18 protein-coding genes, 1 pseudogene and 1 riboswitch are annotated in these 18,578 nt (G+C 72.3%); of the genes and pseudogenes, 8 read left to right on the top strand and 11 right to left on the bottom strand.

Translation table 11 applies throughout. The annotated features are described in order from the left end of the window. Positions 1-156 precede the first annotated feature (156 nt). Both KQY30_RS14635 and KQY30_RS14630 read right to left on the bottom strand, forming a co-directional pair. A complete protein-coding gene (locus tag KQY30_RS14635; RefSeq protein WP_217307191.1) occupies positions 157-915 on the bottom strand; it encodes a DUF3558 domain-containing protein in 759 nt (252 codons plus the stop codon). A 271-nt stretch (positions 916-1,186) separates the two neighbouring features. Further along, positions 1,187-2,129 (bottom strand): annotated as a pseudogene (locus tag KQY30_RS14630) (DUF3558 domain-containing protein). Positions 2,130-2,337: 208 nt separating this feature from the next. Between KQY30_RS14630 and KQY30_RS14625 the strand changes: the two are divergent. Beyond that, positions 2,338-3,531, top strand: coding sequence for an RtcB family protein (locus tag KQY30_RS14625; RefSeq protein WP_217307190.1), 1,194 nt, complete (start codon positions 2,338-2,340; stop codon positions 3,529-3,531). A 128-nt stretch (positions 3,532-3,659) separates the two neighbouring features. Here KQY30_RS14625 and KQY30_RS14620 read toward each other — a convergent pair whose 3' ends face one another. Both KQY30_RS14620 and KQY30_RS14615 read right to left on the bottom strand, forming a co-directional pair. Next, complete coding sequence (locus KQY30_RS14620) at positions 3,660-4,433, bottom strand: SDR family NAD(P)-dependent oxidoreductase (protein WP_217307189.1); 774 nt, start codon at positions 4,431-4,433, stop codon at positions 3,660-3,662. Positions 4,434-4,663: 230 nt separating this feature from the next. Continuing rightward, positions 4,664-5,014, bottom strand: coding sequence for a YnfA family protein (locus KQY30_RS14615; RefSeq protein WP_217307188.1), 351 nt, complete (start codon positions 5,012-5,014; stop codon positions 4,664-4,666). An 87-nt stretch (positions 5,015-5,101) separates the two neighbouring features. Here KQY30_RS14615 and KQY30_RS14610 point away from each other — a divergent pair, with 87 nt between their 5' ends. Next, positions 5,102-5,644, top strand: coding sequence for a hypothetical protein (locus tag KQY30_RS14610; RefSeq protein ID WP_254407127.1), 543 nt, complete (start codon positions 5,102-5,104; stop codon positions 5,642-5,644). A 36-nt stretch (positions 5,645-5,680) separates the two neighbouring features. On the opposite strand, the gene KQY30_RS14605 is transcribed toward KQY30_RS14610, so the two are convergent. The 3 genes from KQY30_RS14605 to KQY30_RS14595 all read right to left on the bottom strand — a co-directional run bounded on the left by KQY30_RS14605 (position 5,681) and on the right by KQY30_RS14595 (position 8,308). After that, on the bottom strand, positions 5,681-6,415 hold the full coding sequence (locus tag KQY30_RS14605) for a Mut7-C ubiquitin/RNAse domain-containing protein (RefSeq protein WP_217307187.1): 735 nt from the start codon (positions 6,413-6,415) through the stop codon (positions 5,681-5,683). A 261-nt stretch (positions 6,416-6,676) separates the two neighbouring features. Beyond that, the gene (locus KQY30_RS14600; protein ID WP_217307186.1) at positions 6,677-7,210 is read right to left on the bottom strand and encodes a GNAT family N-acetyltransferase; all 534 of its coding nucleotides are present in this window, start codon (positions 7,208-7,210) and stop codon (positions 6,677-6,679) included. Positions 7,211-7,351: 141 nt separating this feature from the next. Then, positions 7,352-8,308, bottom strand: a complete 957-nt coding sequence (locus tag KQY30_RS14595) for a helix-turn-helix domain-containing protein (protein WP_217307185.1) — start codon at positions 8,306-8,308, stop codon at positions 7,352-7,354. Positions 8,309-8,393: 85 nt separating this feature from the next. Here KQY30_RS14595 and KQY30_RS14590 point away from each other — a divergent pair, with 85 nt between their 5' ends. Next, on the top strand, positions 8,394-8,963 hold the full coding sequence (locus tag KQY30_RS14590; protein WP_217307184.1) for a TIGR03086 family metal-binding protein: 570 nt from the start codon (positions 8,394-8,396) through the stop codon (positions 8,961-8,963). A 148-nt stretch (positions 8,964-9,111) separates the two neighbouring features. On the opposite strand, the gene KQY30_RS14585 is transcribed toward KQY30_RS14590, so the two are convergent. After that, entirely contained in the window at positions 9,112-9,876 is a 765-nt protein-coding gene (locus KQY30_RS14585) for a histidine phosphatase family protein (protein WP_254407126.1), read from the bottom strand. A 168-nt stretch (positions 9,877-10,044) separates the two neighbouring features. Beyond that, positions 10,045-10,203: riboswitch (cobalamin riboswitch) on the top strand. Between the two features lie 39 nt (positions 10,204-10,242). On the opposite strand from KQY30_RS14585, the gene KQY30_RS14580 reads away from it, so the two are divergent. The 4 genes from KQY30_RS14580 to cobM all read left to right on the top strand — a co-directional run bounded on the left by KQY30_RS14580 (position 10,243) and on the right by cobM (position 13,952). Continuing rightward, a complete protein-coding gene (locus KQY30_RS14580; protein ID WP_217307183.1) occupies positions 10,243-10,479 on the top strand; it encodes a CbtB-domain containing protein in 237 nt (78 codons plus the stop codon). Between the two features lie 21 nt (positions 10,480-10,500). Further along, on the top strand, positions 10,501-11,325 hold the full coding sequence (locus KQY30_RS14575; RefSeq protein WP_217307182.1) for a CbtA family protein: 825 nt from the start codon (positions 10,501-10,503) through the stop codon (positions 11,323-11,325). Between the two features lie 204 nt (positions 11,326-11,529). Then, entirely contained in the window at positions 11,530-13,164 is a 1,635-nt protein-coding gene (gene cbiE / locus KQY30_RS14570; protein WP_217311059.1) for a precorrin-6y C5,15-methyltransferase (decarboxylating) subunit CbiE, read from the top strand. Continuing rightward, the gene (gene cobM, locus KQY30_RS14565; protein WP_217307181.1) at positions 13,161-13,952 is read left to right on the top strand and encodes a precorrin-4 C(11)-methyltransferase; all 792 of its coding nucleotides are present in this window, start codon (positions 13,161-13,163) and stop codon (positions 13,950-13,952) included. Before cbiE ends, cobM begins: the two co-directional genes overlap by 4 nt. Before the next feature lie 164 nt (positions 13,953-14,116). Here cobM and KQY30_RS14560 read toward each other — a convergent pair whose 3' ends face one another. Continuing rightward, positions 14,117-15,235 (bottom strand): cobalt-precorrin-5B (C(1))-methyltransferase, encoded by a 1,119-nt coding sequence (locus tag KQY30_RS14560; protein ID WP_217307180.1) that lies wholly within the window; start codon positions 15,233-15,235, stop codon positions 14,117-14,119. 17 nt (positions 15,236-15,252) lie between these two features. On the opposite strand from KQY30_RS14560, the gene KQY30_RS14555 reads away from it, so the two are divergent. After that, a complete protein-coding gene (locus tag KQY30_RS14555) occupies positions 15,253-16,065 on the top strand; it encodes a cobalt-precorrin-6A reductase (RefSeq protein ID WP_217307179.1) in 813 nt (270 codons plus the stop codon). Here KQY30_RS14555 and KQY30_RS14550 read toward each other — a convergent pair. Further along, positions 16,050-17,675, bottom strand: a complete 1,626-nt coding sequence (locus KQY30_RS14550) for a precorrin-2 C(20)-methyltransferase (RefSeq protein WP_217307178.1) — start codon at positions 17,673-17,675, stop codon at positions 16,050-16,052. The two genes, KQY30_RS14555 and KQY30_RS14550, sit on opposite strands and share 16 nt — an antisense overlap. A gap of 32 nt (positions 17,676-17,707) precedes the next feature. Continuing rightward, positions 17,708-18,397 carry a precorrin-8X methylmutase gene (locus KQY30_RS14545; protein ID WP_217311058.1) on the bottom strand — a complete coding sequence of 230 codons (690 nt, stop codon included), beginning with the start codon at positions 18,395-18,397 and terminating at the stop codon, positions 17,708-17,710. Positions 18,398-18,578 lie beyond the last annotated feature (181 nt).

Below are 18,578 nucleotides of genomic sequence, written 5' to 3'. Positions count from 1 at the left end.
CGCGTGGAAGCGAGTTCAGGAACCGGGGCTCGTAGGCCTGTGGCCCGGGGCCCGTGTGTCCGTGCGTCCCGCTTCGCGCCGGGGCGCCGTGCCCGTACGTCCGTACCGCGCTCCGGGCATGTGCGTCCGCGAGCCTGTTCCCGTGTGCCTGTTCGGCTATTCGGCGGCGGATGCCTTGGGGCTGGCGGATCCGCTCGCGGCGGGGGCCTGGCCCGAGCCGGACGCGACCGCCGCGACCGCCTCCTTGGCCGCCTTCACCGCGTCCGCCGAGACCTCGGAGATGCCGGGCGACTTGGCGCCCGCGTATCCGGCGCCGTTGTAGTTGACGGTCACGACGACGTTCTCCGTACGGGCCACGACCGTGGCGTACGAGAAGTCCGCGTCCGTCTTCGTGAGCGAGTACGTGACGGTCGTCGCCTCGTCGCCGGTCCCGCTCGCCGGGGTCGCCTTGATCTCCTTGGCGCCCTCGGTGGCCCGCGCGCCCGCGACCTCCTTGGTGTAGAACTCGGTGGCGCGCTCGGCGCCGCTGCCGAGCGTCACATCGGAGTCGTACCGGGTGAGGGAGACATCGAGCCAGCGGTACTGCGAGCCCTTGACGCCGTTGTCGTCCAGGCCGTTCCAGGAGCAGCTCGCCCGCGTGGCCACATCGCTGGACTTGCCGGCCGTACCGCCCTTGACCTTGGCCTTCGGTACGAGCGAGTCGATCGTCTTGCGGCCGACCGTCGCGCAGGCGTCGGGCAGCCCGGTGAACTTGGCGGGGGCGACGGTCGCGGACGGTTTGGTGCTGGGGCTCGCCGAGGAGGCGTCGGCGTCGCTCGTACCGCCGGAGTCGGACGAGCAGCCGGCCACGGCGAGCATCACCGGAACGGCTGCGCAGGCGAGTATGCGGGGGAGTCGCGAGGCTGATCGGTGCATGGTTCCTTCAGTCGGTACTCGGTCGGTCGCTGGTCACTCGGTCGGACATACGGCGTGCGGTGACGCGGCGTGCGGTCGTGCGGCGCGTGCGGTGCGCGGTCGTGCGGCGTGCGGTCGCGCTGCGTTGGCGTGCCGTCGTACTGCGTACAGTCATGCCGTCGTTTTTTCGTACGGTCAGAGCGGCCACGGTAACCGGCGAGCCGGGCCCGCGGGGCCGGGAACCGGAGTCCGCGCCCGGCGCGGGGCCCGCCGGGCGCACGGACGGGGACCGTTATTCGTCGAGTTCCTCGGCGAGCCGCTTGGCCAGCGCCTGTGCCTTGTCCTGCAGTTCTCCGCTGTCGGGTACGACGGCGGGGAACGCGGGCTGCTCGGTGTACCGGACGGTGACGATCACATTGGATGTGCGGAACACCACGCTCACGGTGCGGTGCTGCGCGGCCGAACCGGAGCGGGCGAGGACATCGTCCAGGAAGGCCGCGTCGCCGAGACCGTCGAGGACGCGGGGCTCCAGGCCTTCGGCGGGCGGGGTCTCGGAGGGGGAGACGGACGGGGCTCCGGACGGGGTGAGGGAGGGGGCGGAGCCGGTCTGGGTGGTGGTGTTGGGGTTTGTCCCGGTTCCCGCGCTGGTGCCGGTCCCGGCGCCCGTGCCGGTTCCGGCGCTGGTGCCGATCCCGGTCCCGGCGCCGGTTCCCGTACCTGTTCCTGTTCCTCCCGTCCCTGTTCCGGACGTGGAGGGCGGCGATCCGCTGGGCGTGCCGGACGGGCTTCCGCCGCCGGTGCTGGGCGGCGGCAGCTCGGCGGCGGTCTCCTTCTGCGTGTACACGTCCTGCGCCCGGTCGTCGTCGCTGACCTCCGGGTCGTACGACACCACGCGTTCGAGGTCGATCACGAGCTGGTGCGACGCGTCGGTGCCGTCCGCCTTCCAGCTACAGCCGACGCGCCGGTCCGTGTCGTACGTGACGGACGCCGTGCCCTCGTACACCTTCGCCTGCTGGTCCTCGGGGAGCGAGTCCGCGCCGGGCAGCAGATCCTGGAGCATGGGGCGCGGCACGGTCCCGCAGGGCCTCGCGGAGCGTGCGGTACTTGCCGGGTGCGGCGGCGGTCGCGGTGGTGGGGCCGCCCGGCTTGGGGTCGGCGGCCGAGCCGTCGCCGCCGCCTCCGGAGCACCCCGCGACGACCGCGACGAGGAGCGCCGCCAAGCCGGGTAGGTACACGTGACGCGCCTTGGGCTGCACGGTTCCGGGCTCCCTTCTGTACGGGGTTCCGCGCGGGGTTCCGCGCGAAAACTGCTTGCCGCCGGATGACGGTCGGTGGACACAATGTCTATCGCACGCACTGCCGTCGACGCTGGTCGGCTGTCTCTTTTGACGGCCCCGGTTCCGGTTTTTGCGCTATTCGGATTTTCGGGGGAATCGAGGGGTTATGTCGTATGTAGAGATGCCGGGTGCGAAGGTGCCCATCCGGATGTGGGCGGACCCGGCGACGGTCGAAGACGGCGCGATGCAGCAGCTCCGCAATGTTGCCACCCTGCCGTGGATCAAGGGTCTGGCGGTCATGCCGGACGTCCACTACGGCAAGGGCGCGACGGTCGGCTCGGTGATCGCGATGCACGGCGCGGTCTGCCCGGCGGCGGTGGGCGTGGACATCGGCTGCGGCATGTCGGCGGTCAAGACGTCCCTGACGGCGAACGACCTGCCGGGCGACCTCTCCCGCCTCCGCTCCAAGATCGAACAGGCCATCCCGGTGGGCCGGGGCCTCCACGACACGGCGATCGACCCGGCACGCCTGCACGGCTTCCCGACGGCGGGGTGGGACGACTTCTGGGAGCGGTTCGGGGGAGTGGCGGAAGCGGTCAAATTCCGCCAGGAGCGAGCCACAAAGCAGATGGGAACGCTCGGATCCGGCAACCACTTCATTGAGTTCTGTCTCGATGAGTCGGATTCGGTCTGGCTGATGCTGCACTCCGGATCGCGGAACATCGGCAAGGAGCTGGCGGACCACCACATCGGCGAGGCCCGGAAACTTCCGCACAACCAGGGTCTGGTCGACAGGGACCTGGCCGTCTTCATCGCCGGGACCCCGCAGATGGCGGCGTACCGGAACGACCTTTTCTGGGCGCAGGAGTACGCGAAGTACAACCGCGCGATCATGATGGGGCTCTTCCAGGACGTCGTACGCAAGGAGTTCAAGAAGGCCAGGGTGACCTTCGAGCCGGTCATCTCCTGCCACCACAACTATGTGGCGGAGGAGCGGTACGACGGCATGGATCTGCTGGTCACGCGGAAGGGCGCGATCCGCGCGGGCAGCGGGGACTTCGGGATCATCCCGGGTTCGATGGGCACGGGTTCGTACATCGTGAAGGGCTTGGGGAACGCGGCGTCGTTCAACTCGGCCTCGCACGGCGCGGGCCGGAGGATGAGTCGCAGCGCCGCCAAGCGCCGCTTCTCGACACGGGACCTGGAGGAGCAGACGCGGGGCGTCGAGTGCCGTAAGGATTCCGGTGTCGTGGACGAAATCCCGGCGGCGTACAAGCCGATCGAGCAGGTCATCGACCAGCAGCGGGATCTGGTCGAGGTGGTGGCGAAGCTGAAGCAGGTCATCTGCGTGAAGGGCTGACGCGACGTACGGGGGCGTGCCCGTCACCCGACGGGGCGTGTCCGTCACCTGGGAGGACCGGTCCAGAAGTCCTGCCCCGGACCGAGGGTTCATCGGTCCGGGGCAGGGCTTCTCGCGTACGGCCGCGACTACAGCTCGCGGTGGATCTTGGTGTTGGAGGCCTGGGCCCGTGGGCGGACGATGAGGAGGTCGATGTTGACGTGGCTGGGGCGGGTCACTGCCCAGGTGATGGTGTCGGCCACGTCGTCGGCGGTGAGGGGTTCGGCGACGCCCGCGTAGACCTTGGCCGCGCGTTCGGTGTCGCCGTGGAAGCGGGTGGTGGCGAACTCTTCGGTTTTGACCATGCCGGGGGCGATCTCGATCACGCGGACCGGGGTGCCGACGATTTCCAGGCGGAGGGTCTCGGCGAGGACATGGGCGCCGTGTTTGGCGGCCACATAACCGGCGCCGCCCTCATAGGTGCCGTGGCCGGCGGTGGAGGAGAGGACGACGACCGTGCCGTCGCCGCCGGCGGTGAGGGCCGGGAGCAGGGCCTGGGTGACATTGAGGGTGCCGATGACATTCGTCTCGTACATCCGCCGCCAGTCGGCCGGGTCCCCGGTGGCCACCGGGTCGGCGCCGAGCGCGCCTCCGGCGTTGTTGACCAGGACGTTCACGGAGGGGTAGCCGCCGAGTTCGGCGGCGAAGGCGTCGACGGCCGCGCGGTCGGTGACATCGAGGGCGTAGGCGGTGGCGCGGTGGCCGGCGGCGGTGATCTCGGCGGCGAGGGCCTCGATGCGGTCCTTACGGCGGGCGGTGACGATGACATGGTGGCCGGCCGCGGCGAGCTGCCGCGCGGTGGCGGCGCCGATGCCGCTGCTCGCTCCGGTGATGACGGCGATGGGGGTCCCCGCGGCGCTCATGACGTACTCCTCGCGCGTGTGATCGATGTGGGGCCAGGATAGGCGGGGGCAGGGGGCCGCTGCTTACGGTGTCCGGGGCGCGGGCGGCCCCGTGGCCGGCGGTGCGGGGTCTCCTCGTGGCCGTGGTGCGAAGGCGTCTTCGTGGCCGGTGCGAGGGTCTCCCCGGCGGCCGGTACGGGGGTCTCCGGGCCGCTGCGCAGGTCTCCGCAGCGGCCGGTGCGGAGACCTCCTCAGTGGCCGCGGGGCGCGTACATGATCACGGCCATACCGGCCAGACAGATCAGCGCGCCCGTGACGTCCCAGCGGTCCGGGCGGTAGCCGTCCGCGACCATGCCCCAGACGATCGAGCCTGCGACGAAGATCCCGCCGTACGCGGCGAGGATCCGGCCGAACTCGCCGTCCGGCTGGAGCGTGGCGACAAAGCCGTACGCGCCGAGAGCGATCACTCCGGCGCCGATCCAGATCCAGCCGCGGCCACCGCCGGAGCCGTCGCCGCGCACCCCCTGCCAGACGAGCCAGGCGCCGCCGATCTCGAAGACGGCGGCGACGACGAAGAGGGCGGCGGAACGGAGCACGAGCATTCCGACAGCGTGCCATGTGGGTGACCGGACCTGTGCCGGGCCTATGGTTTGTCGATATTGCGGTGTGATGATCAGTATGTTCCACCCATGGGTGTCATGCGGGTCGTGGGTGTCATGCGGGTCATGGGTGTCATGGGTGTCATGGGCAAAGTGCTGCTGGTCGGTACCGCGGCCACCGCGGCGGTGGTGACGGCCGCGGATCCGGGTGCCGGGGCCACCGGCGCCCCTCGCCCCGGTTCTGCCGCGCCTGAAGCCGACCTGTCGCACCACGGACATGTGTCGCTGTCGCACGGCGTGCTGACGGTCCGGCTCCGGTCCGAGAACCACGGCCCGTCCCCGCTGCCGGACGCGACCGTACGGCTGGACTTCTCGGCGCCCCTGCCGCCCGGCCAGGAACTCCCGGCCGCGTGCGTCTGGGCCGGCGACCGGACGGTGCTGTGCCGTACGGGACGGCTCCGGGCGCTTCAGCGCGGTTCGGGGATCACGCTCGGCCTCAGAACCGCGGGGCGGCCGGACGAAGTGGTCGTACGGATCGGCACGGCCTGGAACGGCGGGGCGAGCGACGACAACCCCGGCAACAACGAGCATCGCGTCCTGGCCCCGGACACGGGCGACCGGTACGCCTTCTGACCCGGGCACGACCCGGGCACGACCCGGGCACGCCGCTCACGCGGCCGCGTCGCCGAATTCCCGTACCGCTTCCTCGACGATCGCCGCCAGCCGGGCGTGGTGCGCGCCCCGCCAGTACACCCGCCCGCAGGCCCGGCACTGGGCGAAGACGTCGTACGAACGCTGGGTGCCCTGTTCGAGCTGCTCCTGCACGGAGTCCTTGTCTGCCGCGCCCAGTTCACCGTTGCAGGCGGTGCAGCGCGTCCAGGGCGCGAGGGCCGGCGCGAAGCGCTCCAGCACGTCCCGGAGCTGGTCGTCGGGGCGGTCGCTGTAGATGTACGCCCCTGCCCAGATCTCCCGCCGCCGCAGCAGCCCCCGGTCCCGGGACAGCATCACGCGGCGCTCACCGGCGGAGAGGGTGGCCAGCGCCGGGTCGCCGAGGTCCTCGCTCTGGTACGCCGCGTCGACGCCCAGCAGCCGCAGCCGCCGTGCGAGCGTGCCGAGATGGACGTCGAGCAGGAAGCGCAGGGGCGCGCCCGGCACCCGCTGCGGCCGGCTCACGGCCCGTACCTCGACCGACTCGCCCGCGGCCGGGATGTGCGCGACGGACACGTCACGGCCGTCGACGACCAGCCGCCCGACCTCGGTGAGCGGGACGCCGAGCGACTCGACGGCATGGCCGAGCGTGGACGAGCCGTCGGTGAGCACGGCCGTACGTCCCTGACGCCGCTCGGCCGCGACGAAGAGGCGCAGCTCAGGGGCGAAGCTGATCTCGATCTCCGGTCCGTTCACGCCGTCAGGATGTCACTGGACGAGGGGGACGGGCCAGGGGATTCAGGGCCGCTCGGGTCTACGACACGGCTGAGCGCACCTCGGTCCGGGGTGGTTCGGCTTGCGTCAGCCCCGTCCGGTCGGGGCCAGCGCGCGGCCGGTCCGCCCTGCGTCAGCCCTGCCGGGCTGCGTCAGCCGCGTCCGGTCGGCGTCAGTCCGGCCTGGCTGGCGTCAGCGCGCGGCCGGTCCGCCCCGCCCCGCGTCAGCGTGTTTCGGCTTGCGTCAGCGTGTCTCGGGGCGCTCCAGGTCGAGTTTCCAGTTGTTGCAGCGCATCACCTGCCCCGGTGGATACTCGAAGTCGCATTCGCCCTGCAAGGAGAAGCCCGCCCTGCGGCACAGCGCGTTCGACGGCGGATTGTCGACGGAGGGGAACGCGTGCAGATAGCGGTGCTTCTTCTCGGCGCGCGCCCGCTCGATCACGGCGGCGGCTGCCGCGGCGGCGATGCCCCTGCCCTGGTACGCGGCGAGGACGCCCCAGCCCGTCTCGTACACCAGCCGCCCCTGCCAGGTCTGCTCCCAGAACCCGATCGTGCCCACGGCCTCGCCGCCCGGGAGCAGTACGACGCGGAACATCCGGCCCTTGCCCGTCTGGTCGGCGCTCAGGTCGACATACCGTCTGTGCCGCTTGACCACCTGTTCGTCGGTCTCGGGGCCGCCGAGGTGGGTCATCAGCTCCGGCGCGTTCGTGGCGCGCAGAAGATCGAGATCGGTCTCCGACCATGGTTCGAGCCGTACGCGTGGTGCTTTGCTCTCCATGTCACGCACTGTAGGACGAGGGTCTGACATTCGGCCCGAATCGGTGAGGGGAGCGGCGCGGGGCTGTGGACAACCCAGGGCGCCGGACGGTTCGGACTGCGGATGGGGCGGGGTGGTGGAGGGCCTGGGGTGGCGGAGCCGTTACGGACCTTGGCGGGCGTACGCCGTCGGGGGGACGCCGACCGTCGCGGTGAAGTCGCGGACGAGGTGGGCCTGGTCGCTGTAGCCGAGTTCGGAGGCCAGCTCGGCCCAGTCGACCGCCGAGGCACTGCCGGTGCCCGTGCGCGTGCCGGTGCCGCTGCTGGGGTCTGTGCCCGTGCCCGTCCCTGACCCCGTACCGGAGCCGGTCCCTCCGCCCGCGTCCGACTCGGCCCGTTCCAGCGCCTCATGGATGCGGTAGCGCAGGATCACCCACTTCGGCCCCACCCCCACATACGCCGCGAACAGCCGTTGCAGCGAGCGCGTCGAGACCCCCTCCGCCGTGGCGAGCTGGGCCACGCGCCGGATCGTACGGTCCGTCCTGATCCGGTCGGCCAGTGCCATGGCCTGGTCGGCCTGCGGATCCGGGCGCGGCCCGATGCCCAGGAGATACGTGTCGAGCGCGGCCACCCGGGCGTCCTCCCCGGCCCCACAGGCCCCGGCAGCCTCTCCGGTCCCACCGGCCTCATCGTCGCCGAGCACCGTCTCGATGTCCGCGTCCGTCGCCGGCATGACCTCGCCGAGCGGCACCCGCCGCCCTGTCCACTCCGATACGGGCCACCGTGGCGCGAACGGCCGGAAGCCGCCCGGCCTGAACTGCACCCCGCACACCCGGCCCCGCCCCTCCAGCCGCTGGCTGAACAGTTCCAGGCCGATGCCCGCCACCTCCGCGAAGGACGAGCCGCCGGGCCCGTACCCGAACCGCTGGAAGACCACGTTGACCGAGGGGTGCGGTACCACCTGCGAGACATACGGCTGGTCCAGATCCCAGTCGATCAGCCAGTAGTGCTCCAGATACGGCCGCAGGGACGGCGCCGGTGCGCGGCGCCGGAACCGTACGCGCGCGAAAAGCCCCGGGGCGTCGACGATGCCCCGGGTGTCGCGCCGCGGACCTGCCATGGCCGGATCCTATGCCGCGTTTGTCCGCCGTGACCTGTCGTGTTTGTTCAAGACGGCGGGCGGCGGCGATTCGTACGGTCGGGCCATGAGCGACAAGATCAGCAACATGTTGGAGGCGGCGGCCGACCGTACCGTCACCGTCGTCCGTGGCATCACCGATGAGCAGCTCGGCGCGCCGACGCCGTGCAGTGAGTACGACGTACGCGCGCTGGCGGCCCATCTCTTCCAGGTCGTCGTGAACTTCCAGGCGCTCGCGGCCAAGAAGGACGCCGATTTCACGGTCCCGCCCGAGCCGTTGGAGGGGGCGTGGCGCGAGCGGTTCGCGGAGGAGACCGTACGGCTCGTCGAGGCGTGGGCCGTGCCGGGCGCGGACGAGGGCACCACGGGGGCCATGGGGTTGCCGGCCAGGACGGTCGGCGCGATGGTGCTCGGCGATCTGACGGTGCACGGATGGGACCTGGCGCGGGCGACGGGGCAGCCGTACGAGCCGGCCGGGGTGCTTCTGGACGTGGTCGGGGAGGAGTTCAGGGCTCTGGCGCCGATGGGACGGGAGATGGGGATGTTCGGGGAACCGGTGCCGGTCGCGGAGGACGCGGGTCCGTTCGAGGTACTGCTCGCCGAGACGGGCCGCGACCCGGGCTGGACGCGACGCTAGGGAGTGTCTTGCCGATCTTGCCGATCTCGCTGATCTGGCCCGGGCTCGCGGGGCTCGCGTGGCCCGGCACGCACGCTCGCGGCGCTGTCCGGCGGGGTGCGCTGGGCGGCCGGCGCGTGCCGGAACCCGTGGCGCGCAGGGGGTGGCCTCAGGGGGTGGCAGTGTGCAGGGGGCGGCCGCCGAGGAGATTCCACCGGCCGCCGCGCCCGCTGAGTTCGACGGCGGACAGCGGCTGTATGTCGATCCGCCAGAACGACCCGGGACCCGCGCCGAGGGCGTGGACCGCGGCGGCGCGGATGACGTCCGGCTCGGCCACGGCGATGACGCGCCCGCCGGCGACCGTTTCGGAACCGAGGGTGTCCAGCCAGTCGGCGACGCGGGTGTGGAAGGTCCGCAGGGACTCCCCGCCGTGCGGCGCGACGGCCGGGTCGGAGAGCCACGCGGCCACCGACTCCGGTTCCGCGGCGGCCACTTCGTCGAGTGTCCGGCCCTGCCAGCGGCCCATCGCGCAGGGCGCGAGGTCCGGCAGTGGCTTGGCGTCCAGACCGAGGACCTCGGCGGTACGGCGGCAGCGCGCCGAGGGGGAGACGTACAGGGCGGCGGTACGGGGGAAGCTCTCCCGTACCGCTTCCGCCTGCCGGAGCCCCAGCGGGTCGAGAGCGTCCAGCACGTCGGTCGCGATTCCGGAGGTGCCGGTCCCGGTCCTGGAGCTGTCGGTCCCGGTCGTGTCGCTACGGGAGGTCGCGGTTCCGGACGCCGCGCTCCCGGACGCCGCGGTTCCGGAGGTCACAGTCCCGGACGTCGCGGTCCCGGACGCCGCGATGTCGGCCTCGACGTCCTCGACGGTGGCGAAACGCGCCTCGCGCAGTGCTGTGCTGATGGCCGGTGAGATGAACATCACCCGGGTCGTCATACGGCTCTCCTCGCTCCAGGGCTGCCGGGCCCGCACTCCAGGCCTGCCGGGCCCGCCAGTTGGGCCGGGCTCCCCGTCGGGCCGGTTTCCGGGCCGGTCCCCGGGCGGGTTACTCCGGGCACGTCGCCGGTCGGGGCCGCGCCGAGGGCCTCTTGGCCGGTCTGCCGGATCGCGGTACCTTCACGTCGGTATATACGACGGCAAGACGGAAGTCCGGTGAGAGTCCGGCACGGTCGCGCCACTGTATGCCGGGTGCCGGCCGCCGCGTAACAGCGCGCAGGCGGTACGGAGCCCGGTGAGTCAGACCCGACGGCCGTCGTTCGAGCTCCACTGAATGGGACGCGAGTTCCCCAAGGAGGTTCCGTCATGGCTGAGTCCATCGCGCCGCCGGTCGTTCCGTCCGTCGCCACCGGCGCCACCCACCCGGTGACACCGCTTCCACTGCGCGCGGTGCTGCCGTGGGCCGTGTTCGTGGGCACCCTGATGCTGGTCCTGCTCTACTTCGTCGGCGCCGAACAGGGCGCCACCTCGGTGTTCTCGGGAGCGGAAGTGCACGAATGGGTGCACGACGGCCGTCATCTGCTCGGTTTCCCCTGCCACTGACCGCTGACGGAGATCACGCACATGCATGCCTCCACCGTCAGAACTCTCCTGGTCCGCGGCATGATCGCGGGCGTGCTGGCCGGACTCTTCGCGTTCGCGCTGGCGTATGTGGCCGGTGAGCCCTCCGTACGGGACTCCATCGCGCTGGAGGAGACACAGTCCGCACCGGCGGCGAACGAGCACGCCGGGCACACCGCGGCGGCAGCGGAGCAAGAGGGAGAGGAAGAGGAAGAGGAACTGGTCAGCAGGCCGGTCCAGTCGACGTTCGGGCTGGCCACCGGTGTCCTGGTGTACGGAGTGGCCCTGGGCGGCATCGCCTCGCTGGTCTTCTCCGTCTGTCTGGGCAGGATCGGCCGGTTCGGGCCGAGGGCGACCGCGGCACTGATCGCGGGCGCGGCCTTCACCACGGTCTATCTGGTGCCGTTCCTGAAGTATCCGGCGACCCCGCCCGCGGTGGGCAACCCGGACACCATCGGCAAGCGCACCACGCTCTTCTTCCTGATGATCGTGCTCAGCGTGCTGCTGGCCGTCATCGCCGTCATCGCGGGCCGGAGGCTCGCTCCGCGGCTGGGCAACTGGAACGCGTCCGTCGTCGCCGGAGCCGGATATGTGGCCGCCGTGGCGGTCGCCTGTCTTGTCCTGCCCGCCAACTCCGATGCCGTACGGGAAACCTTCCCGGCGGCTCTCCTCTGGGAATTCCGCCTGGCCTCGCTGGGCGTGCAGGCGCTGCTGTGGACGGCCTTCGGGCTGATCTTCGGGGCGATGGCGGAGCGGGTGCTCATGCCGCGTGCCGCGCGGGCCGCCTCGGGCGCGGAAGCGGGCTTGAGCGGATCCGTACGGCCCTGACCTGACGGGCGCGGCGGGCGCGGGGGACGGCGGGAACATGCTGGAGAAGTACGGGCAGTGAAATACGGACAGTAGAGTGCAAGGTCGGTCTTTTTCCAGCATGTTCCAGCTCAGAGGTGTTTCCCGGTGAGCGCACCACCCCCTGCCTCCGCCTTGCCCCCGGTGAGCGCACCGTCCTTCACCTCCGCCTCGCCTCCGCCCTCGGTGACCGTCCCGCCCCCGGTGACCGTCGTCGGGATCGGTGCCGACGGCTGGGCCGGGCTTTCCGCGCCCGGGCGGGACGCGCTGCGTGCGGCCGGGGTGATCGTGGGCGGCGCCCGGCAGTTGGAGCTGCTGCCGCGCGACGAGTGCGCGGGGGAACGCGTGGTGTGGCCCTCGCCGCTGCGGCCCGCCGTACCCGGGGTGCTCGCGGCCCATGCCGGGCAGCGGCTGTGCGTACTGGCCAGCGGGGACCCGATGTTCTACGGGATCGGGCGCACGCTCATGGAAGTTGTGGGGGCGGACGCGGGGACCGGGACGCTGCGCGTACTGCCGCATCCGTCGTCCGTCTCGTACGCCTGCGCCCGGCTCGGCTGGCCGGTGGAAGAGACGGAGGTCGTCACCCTGGTCGGTCGGCCCGTCGAGCGGCTCGCCGCCGCGCTGTACGACGGCCGCCGGGTCCTGGTGCTGAGCGCGGGCGCGGCGACACCGGCCGAGGTGGCGGCGCTGCTGCGGGACCGGGGGTACGGGCCGAGCCGTATGCACGTACTCGAACAGCTCGGCGGGGAAAGGGAACGGCGGACGGAGAGCCTCGCGGAGGACTGGCAGGAGCGGGCGGGTGCGTCTGATCCCGTTCCCGCGTCTGATCCCGATCGCGCGTCTGTACCTGTTCCCGAGTCTGTACCTCTTCCCGAGTCTGTACCTGCTTCCGTGTCCGTACCTGTTTCCGCGTTCGATGCGCTGAATGTGGTGGCGGTCGAGTGCCGTCGTGCGCCGGGCGCGGTCCGGCTCGGCGCCGTGCCGGGCCTGCCGGACGAGGCGTACGAGCACGACGGCCAGCTCACCAAGCGCCATGTCCGCGCCGCCACGCTGGCCGCGCTGGCGCCCGCGCCGGGGGAACTGCTGTGGGACATCGGCGGCGGGTCGGGTTCGATCGCGGTCGAGTGGATGCGTACGCACCGGTCCTGCCGGGCGGTGTCCGTCGAGCGGGATCCCGTACGGGCGGAGCGCATCGGCCGCAACGCGCGGGCGCTCGGCGTCCCCGGCCTGCGGGTCGTCACGGGAGCCGCGCCCGGCGCGCTGGCGGGGCTGCCGGTGCCGGACGCGGTGTTCGTCGGCGGCGGGCTGACCGCGCCGGGCCTGCTGGACGCCTGCTGGGACGCGCTGCCGGAGGGCGGCCGGCTGGTGGCGAACACGGTGACGCTGGAGTCCGAGGCGCTGCTGGCGCGCTGGTACGGCCGCTTCGGCGGCGAACTGGTACGGCTGGCGGTCGCCCACGCCGTACCGGTGGGCGGTTTCACGGGCTGGCGGCAGGCGATGCCGGTGACGCAGTGGTCGGTGACGAAGGGCGCGGCCGGGGCGCCGGGACCGGATGCGGCACCGGGGCTGGCGCTGGCCTCGCGTCCGGGCTCGGGCTCGGTGCCGGGGCCGACCTCGGCTGTGGGTCCGGGCTCGGTGCCGGGTGCAGGCCCGGGGTCCGCCGTGGCGCCGCAGCCGGACTCGGCCCCGGCGGCAGGCCCAGGTCCGGGTGCCGGCCCAGGGCCCGGTCCGGGTGCCGGCCCAGGGCCCGGTCCGGGTGCCGGTCCGGCCTCGGACCCGCAGGCAGGTCCTCCGTACGTCCCCTCAGGAGAACAACGATGACCGTGTACTTCATCGGCGCCGGCCCCGGTGCCGCCGATCTGATCACCCTGCGCGGCGCCCGCAGACTCGCCGCCTGCGGTGTGTGCCTGTACGCGGGCAGCCTCGTGCCGCGCGAACTGCTGGCCGAGTGCCCGCCGGGCGCCCGGCTGATCGACACCGCGCGGATGGACCTCGACGCGATCACCGCGGAACTGGTCCGCGCCCACGACGAGGGCCAGGACGTCGCCCGGCTGCACTCCGGCGACCCGTCGGTCTTCAGCGCGGTCGCGGAGCAGATGCGGCGGCTGGATGCGGCGGGTGTGCCGTACGAAGTGATCCCGGGCGTACCGGCCTTCGCGGCGGCGGCCGCGGCGCTGAAGCGCGAGCTGACGGTGCCGACGGTGGGCCAGACGGTCATCCTCACGCGCGTCGCCCAGCAGGCCACCCCCATGCCGGACGGCGAGGACCTGGCGACACTCGGCCGCAGCGGAGCCCTGCTGGTCCTGCACCTCGCGGCGCGCTACATCGACCGCGTGGTACGAGAACTGCTCCCCCACTACGGCCCGTCCTGCCCGGCCGCGGTGGTCGCGATGGCGTCCCGCCCGGACGAACTGATCCTGCGCGGCACACTGGCGGACATCGCGGACCAGGTGAAGGAGGCGGGGGTGGTACGGACGGCGGTGATCCTGGTGGGCAGCACCCTGGCGGCGGAACAGTTCCGCGACAGCCATCTGTACTCGCGGGACCGGGACCGGTCGTGCGAGGCGGATGCGGCGATGGCGGCCGAGGCGGGCGCGACCGGCTCGTAAACTGCTGGTTCAGGAAGAGTGGTTCCCGCGCGTGCGGGTCCGACCCCATCTCGATCCGGCCGAGGCCCACGTTGAGCCGGTGATCCCCGCGTGTGCGGGGTTGGTCCCGTTTCACCGTGCTGCGCGGCGCTGAGCCACGTGTGTTCCCCGCGTCCGCGGGGCTCTTATCGCAGCTCGCTTCGTCCCACCACCGTGCCCGCTCTGTCGATGCAGATGACGTCCACCACCACCGGTGCGCCCCGCAGGACCCGTAGTGCCTCGTCCCGGGCGTGTTCGGCGACCGCGTCACCCAGGCGTATGCCCTGGGACTGGCACAACTGCAGTGCCGCCAGGCCCGTGTTGGCCTCGGACACCGCTGTCGCCAGTGCGGCGTCGGCGCCCGCCGTGGTGGCCAGGGTCGCCAGGAAGGGCTTGTCGACCTGGGAGCGGGACGAGTGGAGGTCCAGGTGGCCCGCTGCCAGTTTGGAGAGTTTCGCGAAGCCGCCGCAAAGTGTGAGGCGGGGGACCGGGTGGCGGCGGAGGTACGTGAGGACCGCGCCCGCGAAGTCGCCCATGTCCAGCAGCGCGTCCTCGGGCAGGGCGTAGGCCTGGCGTACCGTCCGCTCGGACGTCGAACCCGTACAGCCCGCCACATGCGTACGTCCCGCCGCCCGCGCCACATCCACGCCCCGGCGGATCGAGTCGATCCAGGCGGAGCAGGAGTACGGGACCACGATCCCCGTCGTACCGAGGATGGAGAGGCCGCCCAGGATGCCCAGCCTCGGGTTCCAGGTGGAGCGGGCGATCTCCTCGCCGTCGTCCACCGAGACGGTTATCTCGACGTCGCCCGTACCGCCGTGGCGCTCCGCCGCCTCCGCGACCTGCGCGCGCATGAGCCGGCGCGGAACGGGGTTGATCGCCGGTTCGCCGACCGCCAGCGGCAGGCCGGGCCGCGTCACCGTACCCACCCCCGGGCCCGCCCGGAAGACGACCCCCGAGCCGGGCGGCAGCAGCCGTACCGTCGCCCGTATCAGCGCGCCGTGTGTGACGTCCGGGTCGTCACCCGCGTCCTTGACGATCGCCGCCATCGCACGATCAGCGGTCAGCTCTTCGCGCGCCAGAGCGAAGACCGGCTCCTGCCCCTTGGGGAGGGTGATCGTCACCGGGTTCGGGAACGCGCCCGTCAGCAGCGCGGTATATGCCGCTTTCGTTGCGGCCGTCGCGCAAGCGCCAGTCGTCCAGCCGTGCCGCAGACCGGTGTGCTTGAGTTGGGCACCGCGCCCCCCGCCCTCGCCCTCAGTCATGGAGAGACCCGACGCCGATGAGTGAGACGTTCCATGTGCTGCTTCTCGGTGGGACCACTGAGGCGCGTCGCCTCGCCGGACTGCTGCACGGCGAAGTGCTGCACAGAGAACCGCTCCACGGCGAACCGCCGCACGGCGAATCGGCGTACGGCCGCGCCATCCACGTCACCACCTCCCTCGCCGGGCGCGTCGCCCGGCCCGTGCTCCCGCCCGGGGAGGTACGGATCGGCGGCTTCGGCGGCGCCGAAGGCCTGTCGCGCCATCTGCGCGCGCACCATGTGGACGCGGTCATCGACGCCACCCATCCCTTCGCCGCGACGATCAGCCGGAACGCGGCCCTTGCCGCCGCCGACGCCCATGTTCCCCTGCTGGCCCTGCGCCGCCCGTCCTGGGTCCCGGCCGAGGGCGACGACTGGCATACGGTCGGTTCCCTGGCCGGCGCCGCCGAGGCGCTGGCCGCCCTGGATGCCCGACGGGTCTTCCTCACCACGGGCCGGATGGGCCTCGCCGCTTTCGCGGGCCTCGACGAACCGTGGTTCCTCGTACGGTCCGTGGACCCGCCCGAACCCCCGTACCCCGCCCGCATGGAGACGATCCTCGACCGGGGGCCCTTCACGCTCGAAGGCGAGCGGGAACTCCTGCGCCGGCATCGCGTCGACACCGTCGTGACCAAGGACAGCGGAGGCGCCGCCACCGCGCCCAAGCTCACCGCGGCCCGCGAGGCCGGGGTGCGGGTCGTGGTGGTACGCCGTCCGCCGATGCCCGAGGGGATATGTGTGGCGGCCACACCCGACGAGGCGGTGCGGTGGGTGCGTCAGCTCGGCGGATAGCGGCGCGGCGTCCAGACGACCTCCTCGCTGCCCCCGGCTTCGCCTCCCCCCGCTTCACCCTCCCCGGCTCCGGCGCCCCCGCGCCGTACCGCCACTGTCTGCGACGACCCGACCAGCAGGATCGTCCGCATGTCCACCTGCGCCGGATCGAGGTCGCCGAGCCGCACGATCCGTACGCTCTCCTCGGCCCCGCCCACATCGCGCCCGACGACGACCGGGGTGTCCGGGGCCCGGTGTTCCAGCAGCAGTTCGCGAGCCTTGCCGACCTGCCAGGTACGGGTGCGCGAGCCCGGGTTGTAGAGCGCGAGCACCAGATCGGCAGCCGCTGCCGCGTGCAGCCGTTCCGCGATGACGTCCCAGGGCTTGAGCCGGTCGGAGAGGGAGATGACGGCGTAGTCGTGCCCGAGCGGCGCGCCCGCACGCGCGGCGGCGGCGTTGGCGGCGGTCACGCCGGGCAGCACGCGGACGGGGACCTCGGTGTACGGGTCGACCGACGCCGCCTCCAGTACGGCCGTGGCCATCGCGAACACCCCCGGGTCCCCGCCCGAGACGACGGCCACTCGCCGCCCCCGCCGCGCCAGTTCGAGCGCGAACTCCGCGCGCTCCGACTCCACTTTGTTGTCCGAACCGTGCCGCTGCTGGCCCGGCCGGACCGGGACGCGGTCCAGATAGGTCGTGTACCCGACCAGATCGTCGGCCGCCGCGAGCGCGCCGCGCGTCTCGGGCGTGAGCCAGAGCGGCCCCGCGGGTCCGGTCCCGACGACGACGACCTCACCGGGGTCACGGGGGTCACGGGGGGCCGACTGTGCGTCCGCCCGTGCGTCCGTCCGTGCGTCCACCCGGCTCGGCAGCACGGCCACCGAGAAGTACGGCACGGAGTCCGGGTCGGTGTCGGCGAGCGGGCCGGTGCGCTCGCCGCTCATGGTGGCGCGTTCGACGTACCGCGCGTCCGCGAGCCGCCCGGCCCGCTCGACGGCCCGCCGTACGGCAGGGAAGGTACGGCCCAGCTTCATCACCACCGCCGAGTCCGCCGAGGCCAGCCGGGCCGTCAGCTCCTCCTCGGGCAGGGTGCCGGGCAGGATCGTCAGCGCCTCCTCGCCCTCGACGAGCGGGGTGCCGAGCCGGGCCGCGGCGGCGCTGACCGAGGTGACACCGGGGATCACCTCGGTCGGATAACGGTCGGCCAGCCGCTTGTGCATATGCATGTACGAGCCGTAGAAGAGCGGGTCCCCCTCGGCGAGTACGGCGACGGTGCGCCCGGCGTCGAGATGGACGGCGAGCCGGGCGGCCGACTCGGCGTAGAACTCCTCCATAGCGCCCCGGTAACCGCCGGGATGGTCGGTGGTGCCGGTGGTTACCGGATAGACCAGCGGCTCTTCTATGTGGTCGGGACCTATGTGGTCGACGGCTATGGAACGGGCTATCGAACGGCCGTGACGGGCGCTGTGGTACGCGATCACATCGGCCTCGGCGATGACCTGGACGGCGCGTACGGTCATCAGCGACGGATCGCCAGGCCCGAGCCCGACGCCGTACAGCTTGCCGAGGGTTGTTTCGTGGCCGGTGCCGGTGCCGGTGGTCGTCTCGCGGCCGGTGCCAATGCCGGTCATGTCGGTGTTCCCGGCAGGTGTGCTCTTCGCGTTCACTCTTCCTCGCTCGCGATCGCGTTGATGGCCGCCGCAGCGAGCGCGCTGCCGCCGCGTCGTCCTCGTACGACCAGATACTCAAGTCCGGCCGGATTTCCGGCGAGCGCGTCCTTCGACTCGGCCGCGCCGATGAATCCGACCGGTACGCCGATGACGGCCGCCGGCCTCGGCGCCCCCGCCGCGACCATCTCCAGCAGCCGGAAGAGCGCGGTCGGGGCGTTCCCGACAGCCACCACCGCGCCTTCCAGCCGGTCGCGCCACAGCGCCAGGGCGGCGGCGCTGCGTGTGGTCCCCAGCTCGGCGGCGAGCGCGGGCACGGCCGGGTCGGACAGGGTGCAGATCACCTCGTTGTCCGCGGGCAGCCGCTTGCGGGTGACCCCGCTGGCGACCATCGCCACATCGCACAGGACCGGCGCGCCCGCCCGCAGCGCCTCGCGCGCGCGGGCCACCACGCCGGGCGTGAAGGCCAGATCGCGTACGAGGTCGACCATCCCGCAGGCGTGGATCATCCGCACCGCTACCTGTGAGACATCGGCGGGCAGCCCGGCGAGGTCCGCCTCGGCGCGGATGGTGGCGAAGGATTGGCGGTATATGGCCGCGCCATCCTTCTCGTACGCGTACGTGGTGTGGCCGGACGGCGTGTGGTCGGACGCTGTGTGGCCGGACCCTGTGTGGTTGTGGACCATGTGGTCCGCCCCCATGGGGCCGGACGCCGTGTCGCCGGACACCATGGGGGCGGAGGCTGTGTGGCCGGACGCCATAGGGGCCGACTCCATGGGGTCGGACACCATGTGCCGGTTCACCGTGGGCTCGTTGGGCACTGTGGGCTCGCTCATCTCGTCACTGGGGGTCTTCGTGCCGCCGCCA

Source organism: Streptomyces sp. GMY02 (assembly GCF_019056675.1).
GTDB lineage: Bacteria > Actinomycetota > Actinomycetes > Streptomycetales > Streptomycetaceae > Streptomyces > Streptomyces odonnellii.
The sequence above is the reverse complement of the archived record's forward strand: the minus strand, read 5'-3'. Positions and strand labels throughout refer to the sequence as shown.